The organism is Streptomyces sp. NPDC003720 (assembly GCF_042875075.1).
Lineage (GTDB): Bacteria > Actinomycetota > Actinomycetes > Streptomycetales > Streptomycetaceae > Streptomyces.
In genome coordinates this window covers 281,517-302,836 of sequence record NZ_JBIANZ010000004.1, presented here as the reverse complement: position 1 = coordinate 302,836, position 21,320 = coordinate 281,517, and the positions used below count along the sequence as shown (strand labels likewise).

The 21,320-nt window shown below is 72.7% G+C and carries 17 protein-coding genes and 1 tRNA gene; 6 read left to right on the top strand and 12 right to left on the bottom strand.

Annotated features, from left to right (window positions below; translation table 11 throughout):
* Positions 1 to 35 precede the first annotated feature (35 nt).
* Positions 36 to 1,331, bottom strand: coding sequence for an MFS transporter (locus tag ACFYU0_RS13140; RefSeq protein WP_351662038.1), 1,296 nt, complete (start codon positions 1,329 to 1,331; stop codon positions 36 to 38).
* Positions 1,328 to 1,978 carry a GntR family transcriptional regulator gene (locus ACFYU0_RS13135; RefSeq protein ID WP_351662035.1) on the bottom strand — a complete coding sequence of 217 codons (651 nt, stop codon included), beginning with the start codon at positions 1,976 to 1,978 and terminating at the stop codon, positions 1,328 to 1,330. The genes ACFYU0_RS13140 and ACFYU0_RS13135 overlap by 4 nt, the downstream gene beginning before the upstream one ends.
* A gap of 188 nt (positions 1,979 to 2,166) precedes the next feature.
* On the opposite strand from ACFYU0_RS13135, the gene ACFYU0_RS13130 reads away from it, so the two are divergent.
* The gene (locus ACFYU0_RS13130; RefSeq protein WP_389300393.1) at positions 2,167 to 3,072 is read left to right on the top strand and encodes a D-alanyl-D-alanine carboxypeptidase family protein; all 906 of its coding nucleotides are present in this window, start codon (positions 2,167 to 2,169) and stop codon (positions 3,070 to 3,072) included.
* A gap of 80 nt (positions 3,073 to 3,152) precedes the next feature.
* On the opposite strand, the gene ACFYU0_RS13125 is transcribed toward ACFYU0_RS13130, so the two are convergent.
* Complete coding sequence (locus ACFYU0_RS13125) at positions 3,153 to 3,905, bottom strand: hypothetical protein (RefSeq protein WP_389300390.1); 753 nt, start codon at positions 3,903 to 3,905, stop codon at positions 3,153 to 3,155.
* Between the two features lie 246 nt (positions 3,906 to 4,151).
* Here ACFYU0_RS13125 and ACFYU0_RS13120 point away from each other — a divergent pair.
* Positions 4,152 to 4,223 (top strand) — tRNA-Pro (locus ACFYU0_RS13120).
* A 2-nt stretch (positions 4,224 to 4,225) separates the two neighbouring features.
* Entirely contained in the window at positions 4,226 to 6,562 is a 2,337-nt protein-coding gene (locus ACFYU0_RS13115) for a hypothetical protein (protein WP_389300387.1), read from the top strand.
* A gap of 127 nt (positions 6,563 to 6,689) precedes the next feature.
* Here ACFYU0_RS13115 and ACFYU0_RS13110 read toward each other — a convergent pair whose 3' ends face one another.
* From ACFYU0_RS13110 to pdhA, 3 genes are read right to left on the bottom strand one after another with little or no spacing between them, the layout of a single operon-like run.
* Positions 6,690 to 8,105 (bottom strand): dihydrolipoamide acetyltransferase family protein, encoded by a 1,416-nt coding sequence (locus ACFYU0_RS13110; protein ID WP_389300384.1) that lies wholly within the window; start codon positions 8,103 to 8,105, stop codon positions 6,690 to 6,692.
* An 11-nt stretch (positions 8,106 to 8,116) separates the two neighbouring features.
* A complete protein-coding gene (locus ACFYU0_RS13105; RefSeq protein ID WP_351662021.1) occupies positions 8,117 to 9,094 on the bottom strand; it encodes an alpha-ketoacid dehydrogenase subunit beta in 978 nt (325 codons plus the stop codon).
* A 1-nt stretch (position 9,095) separates the two neighbouring features.
* Positions 9,096 to 10,283 (bottom strand): pyruvate dehydrogenase (acetyl-transferring) E1 component subunit alpha, encoded by a 1,188-nt coding sequence (gene pdhA, locus ACFYU0_RS13100; RefSeq protein WP_351662018.1) that lies wholly within the window; start codon positions 10,281 to 10,283, stop codon positions 9,096 to 9,098.
* A gap of 504 nt (positions 10,284 to 10,787) precedes the next feature.
* Here pdhA and ACFYU0_RS13095 point away from each other — a divergent pair.
* Entirely contained in the window at positions 10,788 to 11,831 is a 1,044-nt protein-coding gene (locus tag ACFYU0_RS13095; protein ID WP_351662015.1) for a phosphotransferase, read from the top strand.
* Between the two features lie 83 nt (positions 11,832 to 11,914).
* On the opposite strand, the gene ACFYU0_RS13090 is transcribed toward ACFYU0_RS13095, so the two are convergent.
* Positions 11,915 to 13,498 carry a protein kinase gene (locus tag ACFYU0_RS13090; protein ID WP_351662012.1) on the bottom strand — a complete coding sequence of 528 codons (1,584 nt, stop codon included), beginning with the start codon at positions 13,496 to 13,498 and terminating at the stop codon, positions 11,915 to 11,917.
* A 343-nt stretch (positions 13,499 to 13,841) separates the two neighbouring features.
* Here ACFYU0_RS13090 and ACFYU0_RS13085 point away from each other — a divergent pair, with 343 nt between their 5' ends.
* Positions 13,842 to 15,458 (top strand): protein kinase, encoded by a 1,617-nt coding sequence (locus ACFYU0_RS13085; RefSeq protein ID WP_389300378.1) that lies wholly within the window; start codon positions 13,842 to 13,844, stop codon positions 15,456 to 15,458.
* A 122-nt stretch (positions 15,459 to 15,580) separates the two neighbouring features.
* On the opposite strand, the gene ACFYU0_RS13080 is transcribed toward ACFYU0_RS13085, so the two are convergent.
* Positions 15,581 to 16,120, bottom strand: a complete 540-nt coding sequence (locus ACFYU0_RS13080) for a bacterial proteasome activator family protein (RefSeq protein ID WP_389300894.1) — start codon at positions 16,118 to 16,120, stop codon at positions 15,581 to 15,583.
* A 164-nt stretch (positions 16,121 to 16,284) separates the two neighbouring features.
* On the opposite strand from ACFYU0_RS13080, the gene ACFYU0_RS13075 reads away from it, so the two are divergent.
* Complete coding sequence (locus ACFYU0_RS13075) at positions 16,285 to 16,884, top strand: hypothetical protein (protein ID WP_389300376.1); 600 nt, start codon at positions 16,285 to 16,287, stop codon at positions 16,882 to 16,884.
* A 49-nt stretch (positions 16,885 to 16,933) separates the two neighbouring features.
* Here the strand turns inward: ACFYU0_RS13075 and ACFYU0_RS13070 are convergent, their stop codons facing one another.
* Genes ACFYU0_RS13070 through ACFYU0_RS13055 form a run of 4 tightly spaced genes read right to left on the bottom strand, consistent with a single transcriptional unit; the run spans position 16,934 to position 21,313 of the window.
* A complete protein-coding gene (locus ACFYU0_RS13070; protein WP_389300373.1) occupies positions 16,934 to 17,914 on the bottom strand; it encodes an NAD(P)H-quinone oxidoreductase in 981 nt (326 codons plus the stop codon).
* Between the two features lie 47 nt (positions 17,915 to 17,961).
* The gene (locus ACFYU0_RS13065; RefSeq protein ID WP_351662000.1) at positions 17,962 to 19,059 is read right to left on the bottom strand and encodes a potassium channel family protein; all 1,098 of its coding nucleotides are present in this window, start codon (positions 19,057 to 19,059) and stop codon (positions 17,962 to 17,964) included.
* Positions 19,056 to 20,405 (bottom strand): molybdopterin molybdotransferase MoeA, encoded by a 1,350-nt coding sequence (locus ACFYU0_RS13060; protein ID WP_389300371.1) that lies wholly within the window; start codon positions 20,403 to 20,405, stop codon positions 19,056 to 19,058. The genes ACFYU0_RS13065 and ACFYU0_RS13060 overlap by 4 nt, the downstream gene beginning before the upstream one ends.
* Positions 20,402 to 21,313 (bottom strand): NTP transferase domain-containing protein, encoded by a 912-nt coding sequence (locus ACFYU0_RS13055; protein WP_351661995.1) that lies wholly within the window; start codon positions 21,311 to 21,313, stop codon positions 20,402 to 20,404. The genes ACFYU0_RS13060 and ACFYU0_RS13055 overlap by 4 nt, the downstream gene beginning before the upstream one ends.
* Positions 21,314 to 21,320 lie beyond the last annotated feature (7 nt).

Here is a 21,320-nt window from a genome sequence, read left to right as displayed (position 1 = left end):
GGGCATCCGCGGTTCACGGGGGCACGTGGGCCGGGTCACGCGGGCACGTGGACCGTTTCCACCCGGCTCGCCACCAGGCGCTCCCGCTCCCGGCGGGCGGCCCGGCCGCGCAGGCGGAGGATCTGGCTGACGCCGAGGGCCTGCAGGACGAAGACCGCGGAGAAGGCCACCGTGTAGTCGTCGCCGGTCGCGTCCAGCAGCACACCGACCGCGAACAGCGTCGTCATCGAGGCGATGAAACCGCCCATGTTGGTGATGCCGGAGGCGGTGCCCTGTCGCTCGGGCGGGTTGGCCGGGCGCGCGAAGTCGAAGCCGAGCATCGAGGCGGGGCCGCACGCGCCGAGCACCGCGCACAGCACCACCAGCAGCCACATCGGCGCATGCTCGGCCGGGTAGGCGAGCGTCACCGCCCACATCAGCGCGGTCGCGGCCACCGTGCCCAGCGCCAGCGGCAGCCGGGCCGCGTGGTGCCGGGCCACGATCTGGCCGTAGACCAGGCCGATCACCATGTTGGACAGCACGACCAGGGTGAGCAGCTCACCGGCCGTGGCCCGGCTGAGGCCCTGCGCCTGGACCAGGAACGGCAGGCCCCACAGCAGCAGGAAGACCATCGCCGGGAACTGGGTGGTGAAGTGCACCCACATGCCCAGCCGGGTGCCGGGCTCCCGCCAGGACGCGGCGATCTGCCGGCGGACGTAGCCGGCGCCCTGGTGCGGAGAGGGCGCGGGCTCGTACCCCTCGGGGTGGTCCTTCAGGAACAGCAGCGCCAGGACGAGGACGACCGCACCGGCCAGCGCGCTGCCCGCGAACGCGGCGGTCCAGCCGATGCCGTGCAGCAGCCGCGCGATGACCAGCGTGGAGACCAGGTTGCCGGCCATGCCCACCAGGCCCGCGAGCTGGGCGACCAGCGGTCCGCGCCGGGCGGGGAACCAGCGGGTGCCGAGGCGCAGCACGCTGATGAAGGTCAGCGCGTCACCGCAGCCGAGCAGCGCGCGCGAGGCCAGCGCCATGCCGTACGAGGGCGAGAAGGCGAAGCCGAGCTGGCCCAGGGTGAACAGCACCGCGCCGAGACTCAGCACCTTCTTGGTGCCGAGCCGGTCGACCAGCAGCCCGACGGGTATCTGCATGCCGGCGTAGACCAGCAGCTGGAGGATCGAGAAGGTCGACAGCGCAGAGGCGCCCACGTGGAAGCGTTCGACCGCGTCCAGGCCGGCCACGCCCAGGGAGGTGCGGAAGATGACGGCGACGAAGTAGACCGAGACGCCGATCGACCACATCGCGACGGCGCGACGACCGCCCGGGGGGTCACCCGGCAGGGTGGCGCTGTTCATCGCACCTCACCCCGCGCGAGGTGCGAGAACCAGCTCACGTGCCGGTGCACGACCCCGACGGCCGCTTCCGCGTCACCGGAGCCCAGGGCCCGCAGGATCTCCTCGTGCTCGGCGAGCGTCTTGGCGATCCGGTCCGGGTGCGAGTGCATGACGGCGACCCCCATCCGCAGCTGCCGGTCGCGCAGCTGGTCGTACAGCCGCGAGAGGATCTCGTTGCCGCCGCTGCGCACGATCTCGGCGTGGAAGCACCGGTCGGTCACCGCGGCCGCGGCGAAGTCGCCGGCGGCGGCCTGCGTCTTCTGCTTCTCCAGCAGCTCCGCGAGCCGCTCCAGCAGCCCCGGCGGCGCGGGCACGGCCTTGCGCGCCGCGTGCTCCTCCACCAGCAGCCGGGTCTCGACGACGTCGGCGATCTCCTGCGCCGACACCGGCAGGACCAGCGCGCCCTTCTTGGGGTAGAGCCTGATCAGGCCCTCCATCTCCAGCCGCAGCAGCGCCTCCCGCACCGGTGTGCGCGAAACGCCCACGGCATCCGCCAGCTCACCCTCGGTGAGCAGCGTCCCGCCCTCGTAGCGGCGGTCGAGCACGCCTTGCTTGACGTGCGTGTAGACACGGTCGGCGGCGGGTGGTTGCTTCACGGGCGTTGCCATGCCCACAGGATAGATACAACACGTACGCAACACGGATCGCGTCCACCATGCGGACGTGCCGGAAATCGCCCCCAGCGGCCGCACAACCTTCTGTGCTATTTACGTGTCACACTCGTGCGGCCCCACTCGCTCGCCACCTCAACTCGGCCGCATATCAGGGGCATTCCAGACAATCGGGGTACTTCACTTTGATTACCGGCATCAAGGGCACCCGCCGTATCCGCCGAGCAACCGCCGTCGCTGTGACGTCCGGCGCGCTGCTCGCCACCGGGGCTCTCACCGCGGCACCCGCGCAGGCCGTCACCACGCCCTCGATCGTGGCCAAGGGCGGCTACGTGATGAACAACGCGAACGCCAAGTCGCTGTACACCAAGGCAGCCGACACCAAGCGATCCACGGGCTCCACCACCAAGATCATGACCGCCAAGGTCGTGCTCGCCCAGTCGAACCTCAATCTGGACGCCAAGGTGACGATCCAGAAGGAGTACAGCGACTACGTCGTCAGGAACAACGCCTCGCAGGCGCACCTGATCGTCGGCGACAAGGTCACCGTCCGCCAGCTCCTGTACGGCCTGATGCTGCCGTCCGGCTGCGACGCCGCCTACGCACTCGCGGACAAGTTCGGCACCGGCTCGACGCGTGCCAAGCGCGTGGCGTCGTTCATCTCCAAGATGAACTCCACCGCCAGGAGCCTCGGCATGACGAACACGCACTTCGACTCGTTCGACGGCATCGGCAACGGCTCCAACTACTCGACCCCGCGCGACCTGACCAAGCTGGCCAGCAGCGCGCTGAAGAGCTCCACGTTCCGCACGGTCGTCAAGACCAAGCACTACACGGCCAAGACGATCACCAAGACCGGCAGCACCCGCACGATGAAGACGTGGGACAACACCAACGGTCTGCTCAGCAGCTACAGCGGCACCATCGGTGTGAAGACCGGCTCCGGCCCTGAGGCCAAGTACTGCCTGGTCTTCGCCGCGACCCGGAACGGCAAGACGGTCGTCGGCACCGTCCTCGCCTCCACCTCGATCGCCCAGCGCGAGTCGGACGCGAAGAAGCTCCTCAACTACGGCTTCGCCAAGCTCGGCTGACGACAGCCCGGCCACCGGGGCCCGTCGCACCACGTGCGGCGGGCCCTTCGCCGTACGGGCCCCTGCCGGCACGGGCGTCCCTACGGGAGCCGGTCGTAGGTGCGGTAGGTGTACGAGGCGTCGTAGGACAGCAGGTTCCCGGTGGCCGCCGGCAGGCCGAGGCGTCTGCCGAGGGGACCCGTCAGCGGTCCGCAGTGCTCGGGTGCGGGGGCCGTGAAGGTGTCGTCGTACGCGGAGAACTCGATCACGGGCGGGTCCTCGGACACGTGCCGCGAGGGCCCCGACCGCTTCACCTGGAAGTCGACCGGCGCGCTCGCGCCGATCGCGCAGTCCCGCGGCAGCAGGGGGCTCAGCAGCCGGAAGCGCAGGCTGAGTCGTCGGGTGTAGAAGTCCGACCGCCCGCCGTACTCCGGCCGTATCGCCAGGCCCAGAGCCGGGGCGTGGCCGCCCGCCGGCGTGCCGGTCAGGCCACCCGGCACCGCGGTCGGCGCGCTGTGCAGCGCGCCCCACACCTGCCCGTCGGCGCCGTCCGGCAGGGGCCCCTCGGCGTGCGTCATGGTGATCGGAGCGAGCGTCGTGGTGATCTCGCCCATGGTCAGCTTCGGTGTGGCCGTGTGCACCTCGCACCTCCAGCGCGCGGGGTCCACGCCCTCGGGAAGAGCCGGGCAGTCGCCGAACCCCGTGGCGGCCCGGGCGCCGGCGGCGGGCGCGGAGTAGGCGGCGCCCGCTGCCCAGACACCGGCCACGCCCGCCAGGAGAGCGGCGGCGGCGACGGGGGTGGCGAGGCGGCGGACGAGAGAGGTACCGCGGCGAGCGGCAGTGGTTTCCGACATGCCCCCAGCGTGCCGCCCGCGCCCCACCGGCCACATCGGTGACTCCCCCGGCCCGACCCGGAGGCGTCCCTGAGGGCGCGTCAGGGCGCGGGTGACGGCGTCGAAATGACCCTCCGCGGTGCCGAAAACCCTTTGTGGCCGCGGCACACCGCCACCTAGTGTCGGCCCATCGACGTGTAGCTCAGCAGCAGAGCACCGGGCTCTACTCCCGGAGGGCGCGGGGGCGGAACCCGCCACGTCGGCCATCGACGTGTAGCTCAGCAGCAGAGCACCGGGCTCGGGACCCGGAGGGCGCGGGGGCGGGACCCGCCACGTCGGCTATGAACGACGACGCTGAGCAGCAGCACCTCGCCCAGGCGAACCCCGGATACGCGGCCGGTCAGCTTGCCGCCGCCTTCCGTACGGCCGCCGCCCACCCGGACCCGGAGACCCGCCGACGCGGCGCGGAACGCGGGCGCAGGTGGCGCGCCGTGCTGGACGGAATGGCGAACGGCCTGCTGACGATCGGTTCCCGCACGCCCGTCGCCGGACTGCCCGCCTGGGTCACGCCCGAGGTGGTCCGGGGCGGCTTCGCCACCGGCGAGCCGAGCGCGGGCGGCCCGCTGCTCGACCACGAGATCGCCACCGCGCGTCGCGCCGGCGTGCCCGGGACCCGGCGGGCGCTGTTCGCGCACTTCCTGTCCGAGGACGGGCTCGCCCATCTTCACGCTCTCCTCGACAGCGGCCGCTACGAGGTGACCGTTCCCGAGGAGGCCGCGCTGCTCACGGTGGCCTGGCTGGTCCGGGCCGGAGAGCCGGCGGCAGCGCTCGACCTGGTGGAGGAGCTCGCGCCGTTCGCGGACCGGCTCCGCTTCGCCCCCCGGCCGTCCGGCGTGCCCGCGCCCCGGCACGACGCCGTGCACCGCTCCACCGTCGCCGAGGCCCGCGCGGCGCTCGCCGCCCGCCGTCCCAGCACGGCCGTCGAGACGCAGCGCGAGGCCCTGGCCGTCTGGCACCCCTTCGGTGACGAACTCCTGCTGCACTGGCTGGCGGTGACCGACGAGCGGGGGCGGATACACGTCCCCGGCCCCGACGACCCGTGGCACGCCCGCTCCGCCGCCCTGCTGCGCCGCTACCACGACCTCGCGCGGCGCCACACGCACTGCACCAAGCACCTGCGGCCCAAGGAGAACCTGGGCATCCTGCGCGGCGCGCTGGAGGAGGCCGTCGCCGCAGGGGAGCTCACACCGCGGCGGCTCGGGCTGCTGCGGCACGCCGTCACCTCCATGGTCCGGCGGCGCGGGCGTCCCGGCTCCGCCGAGCACACCGCCCTGCGCCGGCGGCAGGCCGCCCATGCCGCGCTGCCCTCCCACCACGCGCTGGCCGGCGTCGTGCTGGGCCGCCTGTCCGGCCTGCCGCAGGAGGGCGGGGTCGAGGAGGTGGGGCCCGTCCTGGCCCCGGTGAGCGAGCGGGAGGCGGACGAGACGGGTGTGCCCGCGGGCGCGGTCGTCCCGGCCGCCGTGCGCCGGCCCGTCGAGGCCGCGCTCAGCGCGCCCGTCGCCACGCTCGTGGAACGCGGCGTCGTACCGTCGGCGGAGGTCCTGGCCGAGCTGGTCCCCCAGCTCGTCGCCGCCACCACCGCCGAGGCCCATCGCGACCCGGCCCTGCGGTCGCTCGCCGCCGCCCACTACCGCGCGTTCCGCAACCGCCGCTCCCTGCTGCTGTTCGATCTCCAGCGGCAGGTGCGGGTGGAGGAACTGCCGTGGGTGCGGGCGGTCGCCGCACAGCGGGCCGGCTCCGGGGCGGACGAGGCCGCGGCCGGGGCGCTGCGGCAGCTCGGCGGGCTCGCGGTGCGCGCCTTCCCGGGCACGATCCTGCCCAATCCGCTGATCCGCGAGCTGTCCGTGCTGGCCCGCCAGGCCGAGCTGGGCGCGCCCTTCGTGGAGGAACTCGCGGCCGACATCTTCATGGGCACGTTCACCCCGAAGTTCCTCACCGCCGCACGGATCGCGGCCGAACTCCTCGGCGCGGGCTCGCTGTACGAGCGGTACTACGCCATCGACTACGCGGCGGTGCGCAACCTCGCCGTCATCGAGGCCGCCGATGCCGCCCGCCGGTCCGGCCGTGCCCGCACCTCTCCCGGGTTCGCCGAGCTGTGCCGGCGGCGGGCCGCGGAGTTCGCACCGGGTGCGGGGCGCGCCGGCTCCTGGGTCGCGGGGAACGGCACGGTGATCGAGCAGGCGCAGATCCTCACCACCCACAATCTGGCCACGCTGGTCCACCGGGTGGGCATCGATCCCGGCGTCGGCTGGGACGACGTCGCCCTGCGCTGCTTCGACACGGTGTGCCGGCTGACCGGGCGCGTGCACCACAACCCGCGGCCGCTCGGCACCGTCAAGGACACCGCCTACGCCTGGCGGCAGATGATCTTCTACCTGTCGCTGTGCGCGCCGGACCAGCAGAGGTACGTGGTGGCCCGCGTCACCGAGGACTTCGCGCGGCAGCCCTGGCACGTCGCGGGACGGCTCGCCCCCGCCCTCACCGGGCTCCGCCAGGTCCTGGCCGGCGAGCAGGCGGACCAGGGCGCCGGCCGCCGGCTGCTGGGCTGGAGCACCGGCGGCCACTGGTTCCGTGAGGACCCGGCACCCGACCAGGCACCCGGCTCGCACCCGCGCTAGGCGGCACCGACGGCACCGGGTTCGCGCCCTCGGCAGCCGGAGCCGGGGCAGAACGAAGGGGGGTGGTCGCGAGACGAACTCGCGACCACCCCCCTTCGGTGCTCGGGGACCACCCGGGCGACAGCCGTCAGGCCCAGGTCATCAGCCGCTTCGGCTGCTCCAGGATCGCCGCGACGTCCGCCAGCACCTTGGAGCCCAGCTCGCCGTCGACCAGCCGGTGGTCGAAGCTCAGCGCGAGCGTCGTCACCTGGCGCGGCTTCACCTTGCCCTTGTGCACCCACGGCTGGAGCTTGATGGCCCCGACCGCGAGGATCGCGGACTCGCCCGGGTTGAGGATCGGCGTGCCGGTGTCGACGCCGAAGACGCCGACGTTGGTGATGGTGACCGTGCCGCCCTGCATCGCGCCCGGCGAGGTCTTGCCGTCACGTGCCGTCGAGACCAGCTCGCCCAGCGACTCCGCGAGCTGCGGCAGCGTCTTGGCGTGCGCGTCCTTGATGTTCGGCACGATCAGACCGCGCGGGGTGGCGGCCGCGATGCCCAGGTTGACGTAGTGCTTGAGCACGATCTCCTGGTTCGCCTCGTCCCAGGACGCGTTGATGTCCGGGTTGCGCCTGATGGCGACCAGCAGCGCCTTGGCGATCAGGAGCAGCGGGTTCACCCGCAGGCCCTGGAACTCCTTGTCCTGCTTGAGTTCCTCGACCAGCTTCATCGTGCGCGTCACGTCCACCGTCACGAATTCGGTGACGTGGGGCGCGGTGAAGGCGGAGCCGACCATGGCCGCCGCCGTCGCCTTGCGGACGCCCTTGACCGGGATCCGGGTCTCGCGTGCGCCCTCGGAGCCGACGGCTGCGGGCGCGGCGGCCGGGGCCGGGGCGGCGGGGGCCTGCGTGACCGGCGCGGCGGTCTCGGCGGCCTGCGGCGCCGCGGCCGCGTGCACGTCCTCGCGGGTGATGACGCCGTCCGGGCCGGACGGCGTGATCGTGGCGAGGTCCACACCGAGGTCCTTGGCCAGCTTGCGCACCGGCGGCTTGGCCAGCGGGCGGTTCCGCTCGGGGACCGCCGGGGCGCTGTGGCCGTTCAGCTCGGTCTGGACCGCCTGGGCGGCGGCCGGGACGGTGACCTCGGGGCCCTTGCGCGGACGGCGCTTGGTGGAGGTGGTGGCCACGCCGTAGCCGACCAGGACCGGCTGGCGGCCCGTGGGCTCGGGCTCCGGCGCCTCGGGGGCCTCCGGCGCGGCGGCGGTCGTCTCCGGCTGCCCGGCGGTGGCCTCCGGTGCGGCTCCGCCCGAGACGTCCACCGCGATGATGGCCGTGCCCACGTCGACCGTGGTGCCCTCGGGGAAACGCAGCTCGCGGACCACGCCGTCGTAGGGAATGGGGAGTTCGACGGCCGCCTTGGCGGTCTCGACCTCGCACACCACCTGGCCGTCGGTGACCGTGTCACCCGGCTGGACGTACCACTTGAGGATCTCGGCCTCGGTGAGTCCCTCGCCCACGTCGGGCATCTTGAACTCGCGTACGGATGCTTCCGTCATCGTCGTCACGAACCCTCTCCTCAGTACGCCAGGGCACGGTCGACGGCGTCGAGCACCCGGTCCAGACCCGGCAGGTACTCCTCCTCCAGGCGGGCCGGCGGGTACGGGGCGTGGTAGCCGCCGACCCGGAGCACCGGGGCCTCGAGGTGGTAGAAGCACCGCTCGGTGATCCGGGCGGCGATCTCCGCGCCGGAGCCGAAGAACACCGGCGCCTCGTGGACCACGACCAGACGGCGGGTCTTCTCCACCGAGGCCTGGACGGAGTCGAAGTCCAGGGGGCTGACCGAGCGCAGGTCCAGCACCTCCAGGGACTTGCCCTCCTCGGCGGCCGCGGCGGCCACCTCCTGGCACAGTTTCACCATCGGGCCGTACGCGGCCAGGGTCAGATCCGTGCCCTCCCGCACCACCTGCGCCTTGTGCAGCGGGCCGGGGATCGCCTCCGCGTCCACCTCGCCCTTGTCCCAGTAGCGGCGCTTGGGCTCGAAGTAGATCACCGGGTCGTCGCTCTGGATGGCCTGCTGCATCATCCAGTAGGCGTCCGACGCGTTCGACGGGGAGACGACCTTCAGGCCGGCCACGTGCGCGAACAGGGTCTCGGGGGACTCCGAGTGGTGCTCGACCGCGCCGATGCCGCCGCCGTAGGGGATGCGGATGACGACGGGCATCTTGACCTTGCCCAGCGACCGGGCGTGCATCTTCGCGAGCTGCGTGACGATCTGGTCGTAGGCAGGGAAGACGAAGCCGTCGAACTGGATCTCCACCACGGGGCGGTAGCCGCGCAGGGCGAGACCGATCGCGGTGCCGACGATGCCCGACTCGGCGAGCGGGGTGTCGATGACCCGGCTCTCGCCGAAGTCCTTCTGCAGGCCGTCCGTCACCCGGAAGACGCCGCCGAGCTTGCCGACGTCCTCACCCATGACGACGACCTTGGGGTCCGTCTCCAGAGCGCGCCGCAGCGACTCGTTGATCGCCTTGGCGAGAGCCATTTTCTCGGCCATCTCAGTGACCCCCCTCTGCATCCGCGAACGACGCCTGGTAGGCGGCGAACTGGGCTCGCTCCTCGTCGACGAGCGCATGCCCGTCCGCGTACACGTTCTCGAAGATGGCGAAGTGGTCCGGGTCCGGCATGGCGCGGACCGCTTCGCGCACTCGCCTGCCCAACGCCTCGGACTCGGCCTCGAGTTCCGCGAAGAATCCCTCGTCCGCGTGGTTTGAGGCCTCCAGGAACCGGCGAAGGCGCAGGATCGGGTCCTTCGCCTCCCAGGCCAGCCGCTCCTCGTCGCCCCGGTACCGGCTGGGGTCGTCGGAGGTGGTGTGGGCGCCCATGCGGTAGGTGTACGCCTCGACCAGGGTGGGGCCCTCGCCGTCGCGGGCGCGCTCCAGCGCCCACTTGGTGACCGCGAGGCAGGCCAGCACGTCGTTGCCGTCGACGCGCACGCCCGGGAAGCCGAAGCCCTGGGCTCGCTGGTAGAGCGGCACCCGGCTCTGCTTCTCGGTGGGCTCGGAGATGGCCCACTGGTTGTTCTGGCAGAAGAACACCACCGGCGCGTTGTAGACCGCGGAGAAGGTGAACGATTCCGCCACGTCGCCCTGGCTGGAGGCGCCGTCGCCGAAGTAGGCGATGACGGCCGAGTCGGCGCCGTCCTTGGCCACGCCCATCGCGTATCCCGTGGCGTGCAGCGTCTGGGAGCCGATGACGATCGTGTACAGGTGGAAGTTGTTGCCGTTCGGGTCCCAGCCGCCGTTGTTCACGCCGCGGAACATCCCGAGCAGGTTCGTGGGGTCGACCCCGCGGCACCAGGCCACGCCGTGCTCACGGTAGGTCGGGAAGACGTAGTCGTCGTCGCGCAGGGCCCGGCCGGAGCCGATCTGCGCGGCCTCCTGGCCCAGCAGCGAGGCCCACAGGCCCAGCTCGCCCTGGCGCTGCAGCGCTGTGGCCTCGGCGTCGAAACGCCGGGTGAGCACCATGTCGCGGTACAGGCCGCGCAGCTCGTCGGGGGTGATCCCGTCGACGTAGCCGTCGTACTCGGCGTTCTTGACCCGCTTGCCCTCGGGCGTCAGGAGCTGCACCAGCTCCGGGTCGGCGCTCTTCTGGGTGGTGCGGGTGGTGCGCTTGGTGCCGGTGGTGCCGGCTTTGCCTGCGGCGCTGCGTCGCGGCTTGCGCGCGGCACTGCTGTCCACGGTCACGTGTGCTCCTCCGTCGTTCCGGCCCCCGGGGTTGCCGGTAGGCCAGTGCGGCTCACCTGCTTCTCGACCACCGGGCACGGGGTGGGTGCCACTCGGCCGGGAACAGGCGTGACAGGTGCCCCGGCGAGCGCCCTGCGACTTTTACGTTACCCAGTGCTCCACATATCTGTGAAACCCCTCCTGACCTGCGTTTTTGCTTGGATTTCCAAGTAAATCCGCAGGAGGCGGAAGGTCGCTGGTCACAGCCTTGCAGGAGGCCGGAGCAACGGCACGTTATCCCGGCGACCCCGGACACGGGAAGAGTCGACTTGTGACTCGCACCTCGTGGACGAAAGGCGAGAATTCCGGACATGACCGTTGAGCGGTCTCAGAATGCGAGACGCGGACCTGGACATCCGGTGGCGCGGTCCACCCCTGCACACCCCGTGACCGAATGCGATCACCGATGACTGGCCGTGACAAGCCGCAGCTCACGGGTTCTTTTCCTGCCCTAGCATCTGGCGCGTGCCGCGCTCATGTGTACCACCCCCTGTACCGCACGCGCCCCCTCTGGGCCGTCTTCTGCGCCTCTACGCCGCCGGTACGGCCCTCGCCTGCGAACCCGTCGACGAGGGCCTGCTGAACCGGGGCTACCGGGTGCGCACCACCCGCGGCCGCTACTTCCTCAAGCACCACTTCGATCCGGACACCGCCGACCCGGCCGCCATCGAACGCCGCCACCGGGCCACCCAGCGGCTGGCCGACCTCGGCGTCCCCGTGGCCCAGCCGCTCGAGCACCGCGAGGGCCGCACGGTCGCCGTCGTGGGCGGCCACGCGTACGCCCTGCACCCCTGGATCGACGGACGGCACCGCCACGGCGGCCAGCTCACCCGTTCCGAGAGCGCACGCCTGGGGGCGCTCCTGGGGGCCGTGCACGCCTGCCTGGAGCGGGTGATGCCGCCCAAGGGGCGCACCCGTCCGGCGACCGGCCCGCATCCGGTCGAGAGCGCCGACCCGTCCGACACCTTCGCCCTGATCGACGAACTGCTCGGCCGGGTACGCCGCCACCGCCCCGCCGACGCGTTCGACGAGCTCGCCCGCCACCGGCTCCTGGAACGCCGCGCCCTGCTGGAGCAGCACGCCGGCCGGCGCCCGCCGCGCGGCGGCCCGGTCGGCTGGGTGCACGGCGACTTCCACCCCTTCAACCTGCTCTACACGGACGAAGGACCGGCCGCCATCGTCGACTGGGACCGGCTGGGCGTGCAGCCCCGCGCCGAGGAGGCCGTACGCGCCGCCGCGATCTTCTTCGTACGGCCCGCGGGCGCGCTCGACCTGCCGAAGGTGCGGGCCTACGCGCGCGCGTACCGGCGGGCGGCCCGCGCCACGCCGTCCGAGCTGGCGGCGGCCGTGCACCGGGTGTGGTGGGAGCGGCTGAACGACTTCTGGATGCTGCGCTGGCACTACGAGCGCGGCGACACCCGCGCGGACTGCCAGTTCCCGGCCGCCTCGGCGCTCGCGGTGTGGTGGACGCGCGAGTACGAGGCGGTGTGCGACGCCTTCGCGGGCTGAGGCCCCTGGAGACGGGACGACGTCACGCGCGCGGGTGAGCCGTGGCCCGCCCGCGCGCGCGGAAGTGGTTCAGCGACAGCGCCTCACGGCGACACCGGGGCCGACGGGGTGACGCCCCCGTCCGAGCCCTCCGTGGCGCCGCCGTCGGTGCCGTCCGTGGTCCCCGCGTCCGTGCCGCCGTCCGTCGGATCCGTCGGCGGCGACTGGGACGGCTCCGGGTCCGACGGCTCCTCGCTCGGGTCGTCGGTGGCCGGCTGCGAGGGCGTGTACGACGGGGTGTACGACGGGGTCCCCCAGTTGGAGCCGCTGCCGTTGTCCGTCCCGTTGTCGGTGGACGGGTCCGAGGGCTGGTCCGTGTTGTCGTCGGACGGCGACTCGGAGGCCGTCTCGTCCTTCGTGGTCTTGGAGTGGGTCGGCGTCGGAGTGGTCCCGCCGCCGCTGCCGTCGTTGTTGTGGTTGAGCGCCAGCGCGACTCCGGCCGCGATGGCGATCACGGCGAGCACGGCGAGGATCCACAGCTTGCCGCGGCCGCTGCCCCGGTTGCCGTGCCCCTCGAAGCCGCCCTCGTCCCCGCTCCCGTACCCGCCGGGCAGGATCGGCTGCGGAATCTGCGCGGTGCCGGCGCCGAAGTCGCCGGGGTGCTGCATCACGGCCGTACCCGCGAATCCGGCCGCCGCGGCGTTCCGGCCGTCGTGCGCGGCCACCGGCCCGGTGTTCCAGGTCCCGGTGTGGCCGCCCTGCTCGTACAGCATCTGCAGGCTGTACTGGATCAGGCCGCGCATCTCCTCGGCGGTCTGGAACCGGTCGTCGGGCTCCTTGGCGAGCGAACGCATGACCAGGCCGTCCAGCTCCGGCGGGCAGGCGTCCGAGGCCTCCGAGGGCGGGGTGGGGATGTCCTGGACGTGCTGGTAGACCACCGACAGCGGGGTCTCACCGGTGAACGGGGGCCGCAGGGAGAGCAGCTCGTACAGCAGGCAGCCGGTCGCGTACAGGTCGGAGCGGTGGTCGACGGCCTTGCCGAGCGCCTGCTCGGGCGAGAGGTACTGCGGGGTGCCCATCACCATGCCGGTCTGCGTCATCGTCGTCGACGCGCCGTGCAGCGCGCGGGCGATGCCGAAGTCCATCACCTTCACGGCGCCGTTGTCGGTGATGATGACGTTGGCCGGCTTGATGTCGCGGTGCACGATGCCGTGCTGATGCGAGTAGGCGAGCGCCTCCAGCACCCCGGACACGATGATCAGGGCCTGCTCGGGACCCGGCGCCTCGGCGTTGAGCAGCAGGTCGCGGATGGTGCGGCCCTCGACCAGCTCCATCACGATGTACGGCACCGACTGGCCGCCCACGACGTCCTCGCCGGAGTCGTACACGGCGACGATCGCGTGGTGGTTCAGCCCGGCGACCGACTGGGCCTCGCGCGTGAAGCGGGCCTTGGAGACCGGGTCCTCGGCCAGGTCGGCGCGGAGCAGCTTGACCGCGACGGTACGGCCGAGCCGGACGTCCTCGGCCGCGAAGACCTCGGCCATGCCGCCCCGGCCCAGCCGATGGGTCAGCCGGTACCGGCCGTCGCCGACGAGCCCGCCGTTGCCCCACATCTCGGGCGTCTCTGACATGCCGCCGCCAGTCGCCTCGGGGTCGGACGGGCCCTGGGCGCTGTGCGTCTGTGCCATCGGTCCTCGCCGTCGTTTCTGCCCGCGGTGCGCGCGGTGTTGTTACGGTCTCCGTCGGCCACGCTACAGCCTCCGCGTCCGCCTCCGGTCCGGAACCGGAACCGGAACCGGCCCGAGACGGACCGGTCATGAAACCCCTAGCACGCGCTCTCGTGCAAATTCTGTGCACTGCTCGTACGTCCGCTGTAACGCTTGCGCGACGCTTCTTTCGCGTACGGTCACGGAACGGGCACCGAGCTTGACGTGTCAGTGCCCTCGGGCAGACTTGGCCGGGAATGGGACATTCGATCAAGGCATGTTCGCCCAGCGACGGCGCCGGACGGCCAGTGGGGGACGCGGAGAGATGAGCCAGGACGGCGCACAGGAGCGGTACGCGGGGCGGGCGCTGGCCGGCGGGCGCTACCAGCTGCGCGACCTGCTGGGGCAGGGCGGCATGGCCTCGGTTCACCTGGCCTACGACACCGTGCTCGACCGCCAGGTGGCGATCAAGACCCTGCACTCCGAGCTGGGCCGGGAGCAGGCCTTCCGGGAGCGGTTCCGGCGCGAGGCCCAGTCCGTGGCCAAGCTCACGCACACCAACATCGTCTCCGTCTTCGACACCGGCGAGGACGCGCTGGACGGCGCGACGATGCCGTACATCGTCATGGAGTACGTCGAGGGCCGCCCGCTCGGCTCGGTCCTCGAGGAGGACGTCCGGCAGGCCGGCGCGATGCCCGCCGACAAGGCGCTGAAGATCACCGCGGACGTGCTGGCGGCGCTGGAGATCAGCCACGAGATGGGCCTGGTCCACCGCGACATCAAGCCGGGCAACGTGATGATGACCAAGCGCGGCGTGGTCAAGGTCATGGACTTCGGCATCGCCCGCGCCATGCAGTCCGGCGTCACCTCCATGACCCAGACCGGCATGGTCGTCGGCACCCCGCAGTACCTCTCGCCCGAGCAGGCCCTCGGCCGGGGCGTGGACGCCCGCTCCGACCTGTACTCGGTCGGCATCATGCTGTTCCAGCTCGTGACCGGGCGGCTGCCGTTCGACGCGGACTCCCCGCTGGCGATCGCCTACGCGCACGTGCAGGAGACGCCGGTCGCGGCCTCCTCGATCAACCGCGCGCTGCCGCCCGCGGTGGACGCGCTGATCGCCCGCGCGCTGAAGAAGAACCCGAACGAGCGCTTCCCGACCGCGGAGTCCATGCGCGACGAGTGCCTCCGTGTCGCCGCCTCGCTGCACGCCGCGCCGCCCAGCATCGTGCCGGGCGCCGGTCCGACGCAGAGCGGAGCGGGTGTGGGCGCCACGGTGTTCCCGCCCGTCGACCAGACGGCCCCGGCGCCCACCGGCCCGGTGCAGACGCCGTACCAGCCGAACCCGTACGGCACCCCGGCGCCCACCCCGGCGTACGGCTATCCCCAGCAGGGCGGCTACCAGACGCCCGCGGCGTACGGGCAGCAGACCCCCTCGACCCCGCCGCCGTACAACATCACGCCCCAGACGGCCGTGCAGTCCTCCGGCGGGGGCGACGGCAAGAGCAACAAGCCGGTGATCATCGGCTCCATCGTGGTGTCCCTCGTCGCGGTCGTCGGCCTGATCGTCGCGCTGACCGTGAACGGCGGCGGCACCGACGACAAGGGCGGCAACGACCCCACCGCCTCCGCGTCGGCCCACGGGGCGGGCTACCGGGGACCGGACACGTCGCGGACGGTCAAGGAGACCGACTGCACGGAGCCGGAGGAGTCGTACAACGACGAGAAGAAGATCGAGCTCCCGGACTTCCGGTTCAAGAACATCGACTCCGTGAAGTCGTGCTTCCAGGCCGCCGGCTGGCAGTACAAGATCAAGAAAGAGGACAACAACACCTGGGGCGACGGCACCGTCCTCGACCAGTTCCCCTCCCAGGGGACCAACCTCGATCCCAAGAACATGCCGGAGATCGAGCTGAGCGTCTCGACGGGCTATCCCGCGCAGTGACGCGGGCGCCCGCCCGGTGACCGCGCAGGCGCCCCAGGCCTGACCGGTGCCATGCGTAAGGGCCCGGCGGAACACCGCCGGGCCCTGCTGTCCCTCCTGGCCGCTCGGACCGCCCGGCGGCCCTACAGGTAGGGGCCGCCCGAACGGCCGCCCGTGCGCGGGTCGTCACCGCCCTCGTGACCGCCCACACCCGGCGGCAGCGCCCGGCGCATCTGCTCGAGCTGTGCGCGCGCCGCCATCTGCTGGGCGAACAGCGTGGTCTGGATGCCGTGGAACAGGCCCTCCAGCCAGCCCACCAACTGGGCCTGCGCGATACGCAGTTCCGCGTCGCTCGGGGTCGTGTCGTCGGTGAACGGCAGCGACAGCCGTTCCAGCTCCTCCACCAGCTCCGGCGCCAGACCGTCCTCCAGCTCCTTCACCGAGCTGCGGTGGATGTCCTTGAGCCGGGCCCGGCTGGCCTCGTCGAGGGGAGCGACCCGGACCTCTTCGAGCAGCTGCTTGATCATGCTGCCGATCCGCATCACCTTGGCCGGCTGTTCGACCTGGTCCGTCACCGGCGTCTCACGGGAGTCCTCGTCCCCGCCGCCGATCGCCATGCCGTCCTGGCCCACGACCAGGATCTGGGGATTTTCCGGCGACCGTTCGTTCCTCGGCATCTCCATGCCGCCATTGTCTCGCACGCCCTCACCTCATCACCGTGCTGCCCCCTCATGGGGCAGATCCACCCTTTAGCTCCGACGGCGCAATCCGGAATGCCCGCTATGCCCCACGATGTGAGGCTGTCTTGCGTCGAAGTTCGACGACTGGGCTCCGGGAGGTCACCGAAGTGACTTCATGGCTGCGTCTCACGCTCCGCCTCGTACCACTGCTGCTCGCCCTCGTGGCGGCGGTGCCGGTGTACGGCGCCGCCCCCGCGTACGGCGCGCAGGCGGCGCCACCGGACCCACCCGCGCCCGCGGCGGCGATCACCTCACCGGTCACCCCGGCCGCTCTGGCCTCCGCCTCGCCGGCCGCTTCGCACTCGGCGTCCCGCCCCCACGGCCACTCCGATCCGGCCGCCGAGCCGTCCCGGGCCGGGAGCAGGGCGGGCGAGGGCCGGATGCGCCCCGGCCGCCCGGACGGGCCGGTCGCCGAGGAGGAGGGCGACGACGGCTCCGGGACGGTGACCGGGGCTCCCGACCCCTTCGATCCGCAGGAGCCGGAGACCGCCGACATCCCGGCCGGCACCCCGACGGCGTCCGCGCCGCCCGAGGAGGCCGGGCTGGACCCCGCCCGGCCCCCTCGGCAGACCGCGGACCAGAACGTCCGCCGGGCCGCCGCCCCCGCCGAGCCGACGCTGAAGATCCTGCCGCTGGGGACCGGACTGGTCCTCGTCGGTCTCGGACTGGGGCTGGCGTTCCTGGGTCTGCGGATCCGCCGTAGCTGACCGGCTCGACCGGTCGGACCGCGAGCCGGTGGCGGGGGCGGCCGTACGGTTACGGCGCGACCAGCAGCACCTTGCCGATGTGGCCGCTCTCCTCCACCACCCGGTGCGCCTCGGCCGCATCCGGCATCGGCAGCTCGCGGTCCACGACCGGACGGATGTGCCCCTCGCTCAACAGCGGCCACACGTGCTCGCGTACGGCGGCCACGATCGCGGCCTTCTCGCTCAGCGGGCGGGCCCGCAGCGAGGTCGCGCTGATCGCGGCCCGCTTGCTCAGCAACGTACCGATGTTCAGCTCGCCCTTGACCCCGCCCTGCAGGCCGATGATCGCGAGCCGGCCGTTGACGGCGAGGGCCTGGACGTTGCGGTTCAGGTACTTGGCGCCCATGTTGTCGAGGATGACATCGGCGCCCGCACCGTCCGTGGCCTGCTTGATCTCGGCCACGAAGTCCTGCTCGCGGTAGTTGATCAGGACGTCCGCGCCCAGCCCGGCACAGTAGTCCAGCTTCTCCTTCGTGCCGGCGGTCACCGCCACCCTGGCCCCGACGGCCTTGGCCAGCTGGACGGCCATGGTGCCGATACCGCTGGAACCGCCGTGGACCAGCAGGGTCTCGGCCGGACGCAGATGGGCGACCATGAAGACGTTGGACCAGACGGTGCAGACCACCTCGGGCAGCGCGGCCGCCTGCCTCAGTTCGACGCCCTCGGGCACGGGCAGCAGCTGCCCGGCGGGCACGGCGACCTTCTGTGCGTATCCGCCGCCCGCGAGCAGCGCGCAGACCTCGTCGCCCACGGCCCAGCCGGAGACCCCGGGGCCGAGCGCGGCGATCCTTCCGGAGCACTCCAGGCCGGGATACGGGGACGCGCCCGGCGGCGGGTCGTAGAAGCCCTGCCGTTGCATGATGTCGGCACGGTTGACGGCGCTGGCCACCACCTCGACCAGAACTTCGCCCTCGCCGGGCACGGGGTCGGGGACCTCGTCCCACACCAGCGCCTCGGGCCCACCAGGTTCGGGAATCGTGATCGCATGCATGACCGTGACGCTACTCCTCACCGGCGCCAACCCCGGGGCAGGCCCGCTCAGTCGCTCGGCAGCGGACGGTGATGCGGAGTGACGTGGGCGCCCGGGCTCACGCGGACGATGGTGATCAGGCGGTCCGTCAGCTGCAGCGAGCCGATGGACGGATCGTCGTAGCCGAGCACCCGGTGCCCGCGCACCACGCTGACCACGAGGTCGTCCGTCTCACGCGGGCCCTTGCCCACCTCGGCCCGCACCACGGGCCGTTCCATGATGTCGAGACCGCTGCCCTGCTGGATCAGGTCCTCCATCACCATGCCGGCGGCCGGGCTGAGCACGGAGAGGCCGAGCAGCCGGCCGGCCGCACCGGAACTGGTGATGACCGCGTCGGCGCCCGACTGCTTGAGCAGCGGGGCGTTCTCCTCCTCCCGGACCGCGGCCACGATCTTCGCGCTCCGGTTGAGCTGCCTGGCGGTCAGGGTGACCAGCACGGCGGTGTCGTCGCGCTGCGGGGCGACGATGATCTGCCGCGCCTTGTGCACCTCGGCCCGCCTGAGCACATCACTGCGGGTGGCGTCGCCTATGACGCCCGCGTAGCCCTCGGCCGTCGCGGCGTCGACCGCCTTGGAACTGGGGTCGACCACGACCACCTGCTCTGCCCTCAGGCCGGTGGCGCAGACGGTCTGGATGGCCGACCGCCCCTTGGTGCCGTAGCCGATGACGACGGTGTGGTCGCGCAAGGTGGACCTCCAGCGGTTCAGGCGCCATTCCTCCCGGGTGCGTTCGGTGAGGACCTCCAGCGTGGTGCCGACCAGGATGATCAGGAACAGCACCCGCAGGGGCGTGATGACGAAGATGTTGGTGAGCCGGGCGCTGTCGCTGACCGGGGTGATGTCGCCGTATCCGGTGGTCGAGAGGGTGACGGTCGCGTAGTAGAACGCGTCCAGCAGGTCAACGGGACCGTCGGAGTTGTCGTGGTAGCCGTCGCGGTCCGCGTAGACGACGAGCGCCGTGGCGACCAGCACCAACAGGGCCATGAGCAGCCGTTTGGCCACCTGGCGGATCGGGCGCTCCACCACCGTCCTCGGGAGCTGTACCCGCTGGGCCACCAGGTGCTCGTCCGCACGGCGGGCGATGGCGTCATGACCCGGAAGTTTCACGTGAAACACACCCCGATTCCGGCCGCCGCCCACGGCAGGTCCAGCAGCTCCGTCTCCTCCCCCTGCTGTGCTCCGCCCGGCGGCACGACCGCCATCGCGTCGGCGGCGGCGATCCCGCGCAGCATGGCCGGGCCGTTGTAGTGCAGCGGCAGGGCACGGTCGCCGCGCAGCACCACGGGGACCAGCCGGGTGTCGTACGGATGCCCGTGCACCGCCTCGGCGAGAGCCAGCGTGTACGGCTCCGGGGCTGGGCGGGCGGCGAGAGTGCGCAGCAGCGGCTCGGCGAGCGTGAGCAGGCCGGAGACGGCCGCGAGAGGGTTGCCGGGCAGACCGACGAGGTGCTGGTTCTCCTTGGTGCGGGCCAGCAGCATGGGGTGGCCGGGACGCACCTTCACGCCGTCGACGAGGAGTTCGGCGCCCATGCGCTCCAGGGTGGGGTGGACATGGTCGACGGGACCGGCGGCGGTGCCGCCGGTGGTGACGACGAGATCGGCCCGGGAGCCGGTGAGCGCCTTGTGCAGGACCTTGGCGTCGTCTCCCAGCCGGCGTACGCCGATGACATCGGCGCCCATCGCGCGCAGCCAGGGCGGCAGCATGGGGCCGAGGGCGTCCCGGATCAGTCCGTCGTGCGGGCGCCCCTCGGTGAGCAACTCGTCTCCCAGGACGAGCACTTCGACGCGGGGGCGGGCGACCGCGGTGACGGTGTCGTACCCCGCGGCCGCCGCGAGGCCCAGCACTGCGGGGGTGACGAGGGTGCCGACCGGGAGCAGCTGGTCGCCACCGCGGCACTCCTGGCCGCGGGGGCGGATGTCCTGGCCGTGGTTCATCTCACGGGTGGCGTGCAGCCGGTCCTGGGCGTCCGTACGGCCGTGTTCGGTGCGCAGCACGGCGGTGGTGTCGGCCGGGACGCGGGCGCCGGTGGCGATGCGGACCGCCTCGCCGTCGGTGAGCGGCTCGGGCAGCGCGTGGCCGGCGAGCACGCCCTGTGCCCGCACGGCCCAGGGGCCGGGTCCGGCGACCGCCCAGCCGTCCATCGCGGAGGTGTCGAAGGAGGGCAGGTCGGTGAGCGCGTCGAGAGGGGCGGCGAGGACCAGGCCCAGGGCCTCGGCCAGGGGGACGGAGACGGGGGTGCGGCGGCTGCCGGAGCGGGCGGCGCGGGCGGCGATCTCGCGTGCCCGGGGCCAGGCGGTGGCCCGGTGCCGATCGTGGCGCCGCTCGTCGGGGGCGGCGGCGGGCGCGGCGGGGGCACCGGTCTCCTTGGGTTCCCTCACGAGGGCCAGGGCCTCCTCCACGTCGAGGTCGTCACTGTCCTCGGCGGGCGCTCCGGCCCGGGTGCCGGGGGTCATCGCGGGTCCGGGGCGGGGGCGCCACCGGCGCCTTCCTGGCCGCCCCCGCTGTTCTCTTCCTCCCAGCGCAGTGCCAGCGCGGCGGCCTTGCGGGCGGCCTCCGCGACGGCTTCCGGGCCGCCCTCGGCCCGGGCGGCGGCGTAGCCGACGAGGAAGGTGGTCAGCGGCGCGGCCGGCCGGGCCACGCCGTGTGCGGCGTCGCGGGCCAGGTCGAGCAGGAGACCGGTGTCGACGTCCAGGTCGATGCCCAGCTCGTCCTTGACTGCGGAGATCCATTCATCCAACACGTGCCCATGCTCCCTGATGCGTGCCCTGGCGTCGGCGATGTCGTCCCAGGTGTCGCAGTCGAACGACGCGAGCGGGTCCGGGACGCGGGTGAGCTGAAGGGCGCCGGTCAGCCGGCGCAGAGGCAGCCCCGTGAGACCGCCGTGCCCGGCGGCGAGGGCGGCCAGTTCACGGCGCAGCGCGGCGGTGCGGTAGGCCGCCACGAGCGGCTGGTCCCGGCCCTCGGCGTCGGTGAGCATCGCTCCGTCGGCGCCGGTGTCCCGCAGGACCGCCAACAGCCGCTCCAGCGTGGCCGCTTCGAGGAACGGCAGATCGGCGGAGAGGACCGCGGCGTATTCGGCGGTGGTCAGCCGCAGCCCTGCCTCCAGCGCGGCCACGGGGCCGCCGCCGGACGGTTCCTCGCGCGCCCAGCGCACCGGCCGTGCGGTGGGGCGGGCGCCGGCGACGACGACGGTCGTGGCCGCGCCGGCGCAGGCCGTGAGCACCCGGTCGAGCAGCGCCCGGCCGCCGACCCGTACCGCGGGCTTGTCGGCTCCGCCGAGCCGCCGGGCGGCACCGCCGGCCAGCACGACGGCGTCGTACGGCGCGGCGGTCCCGGGTGCGGCGGGGGTGTTCTCGGTCACCCCCCGA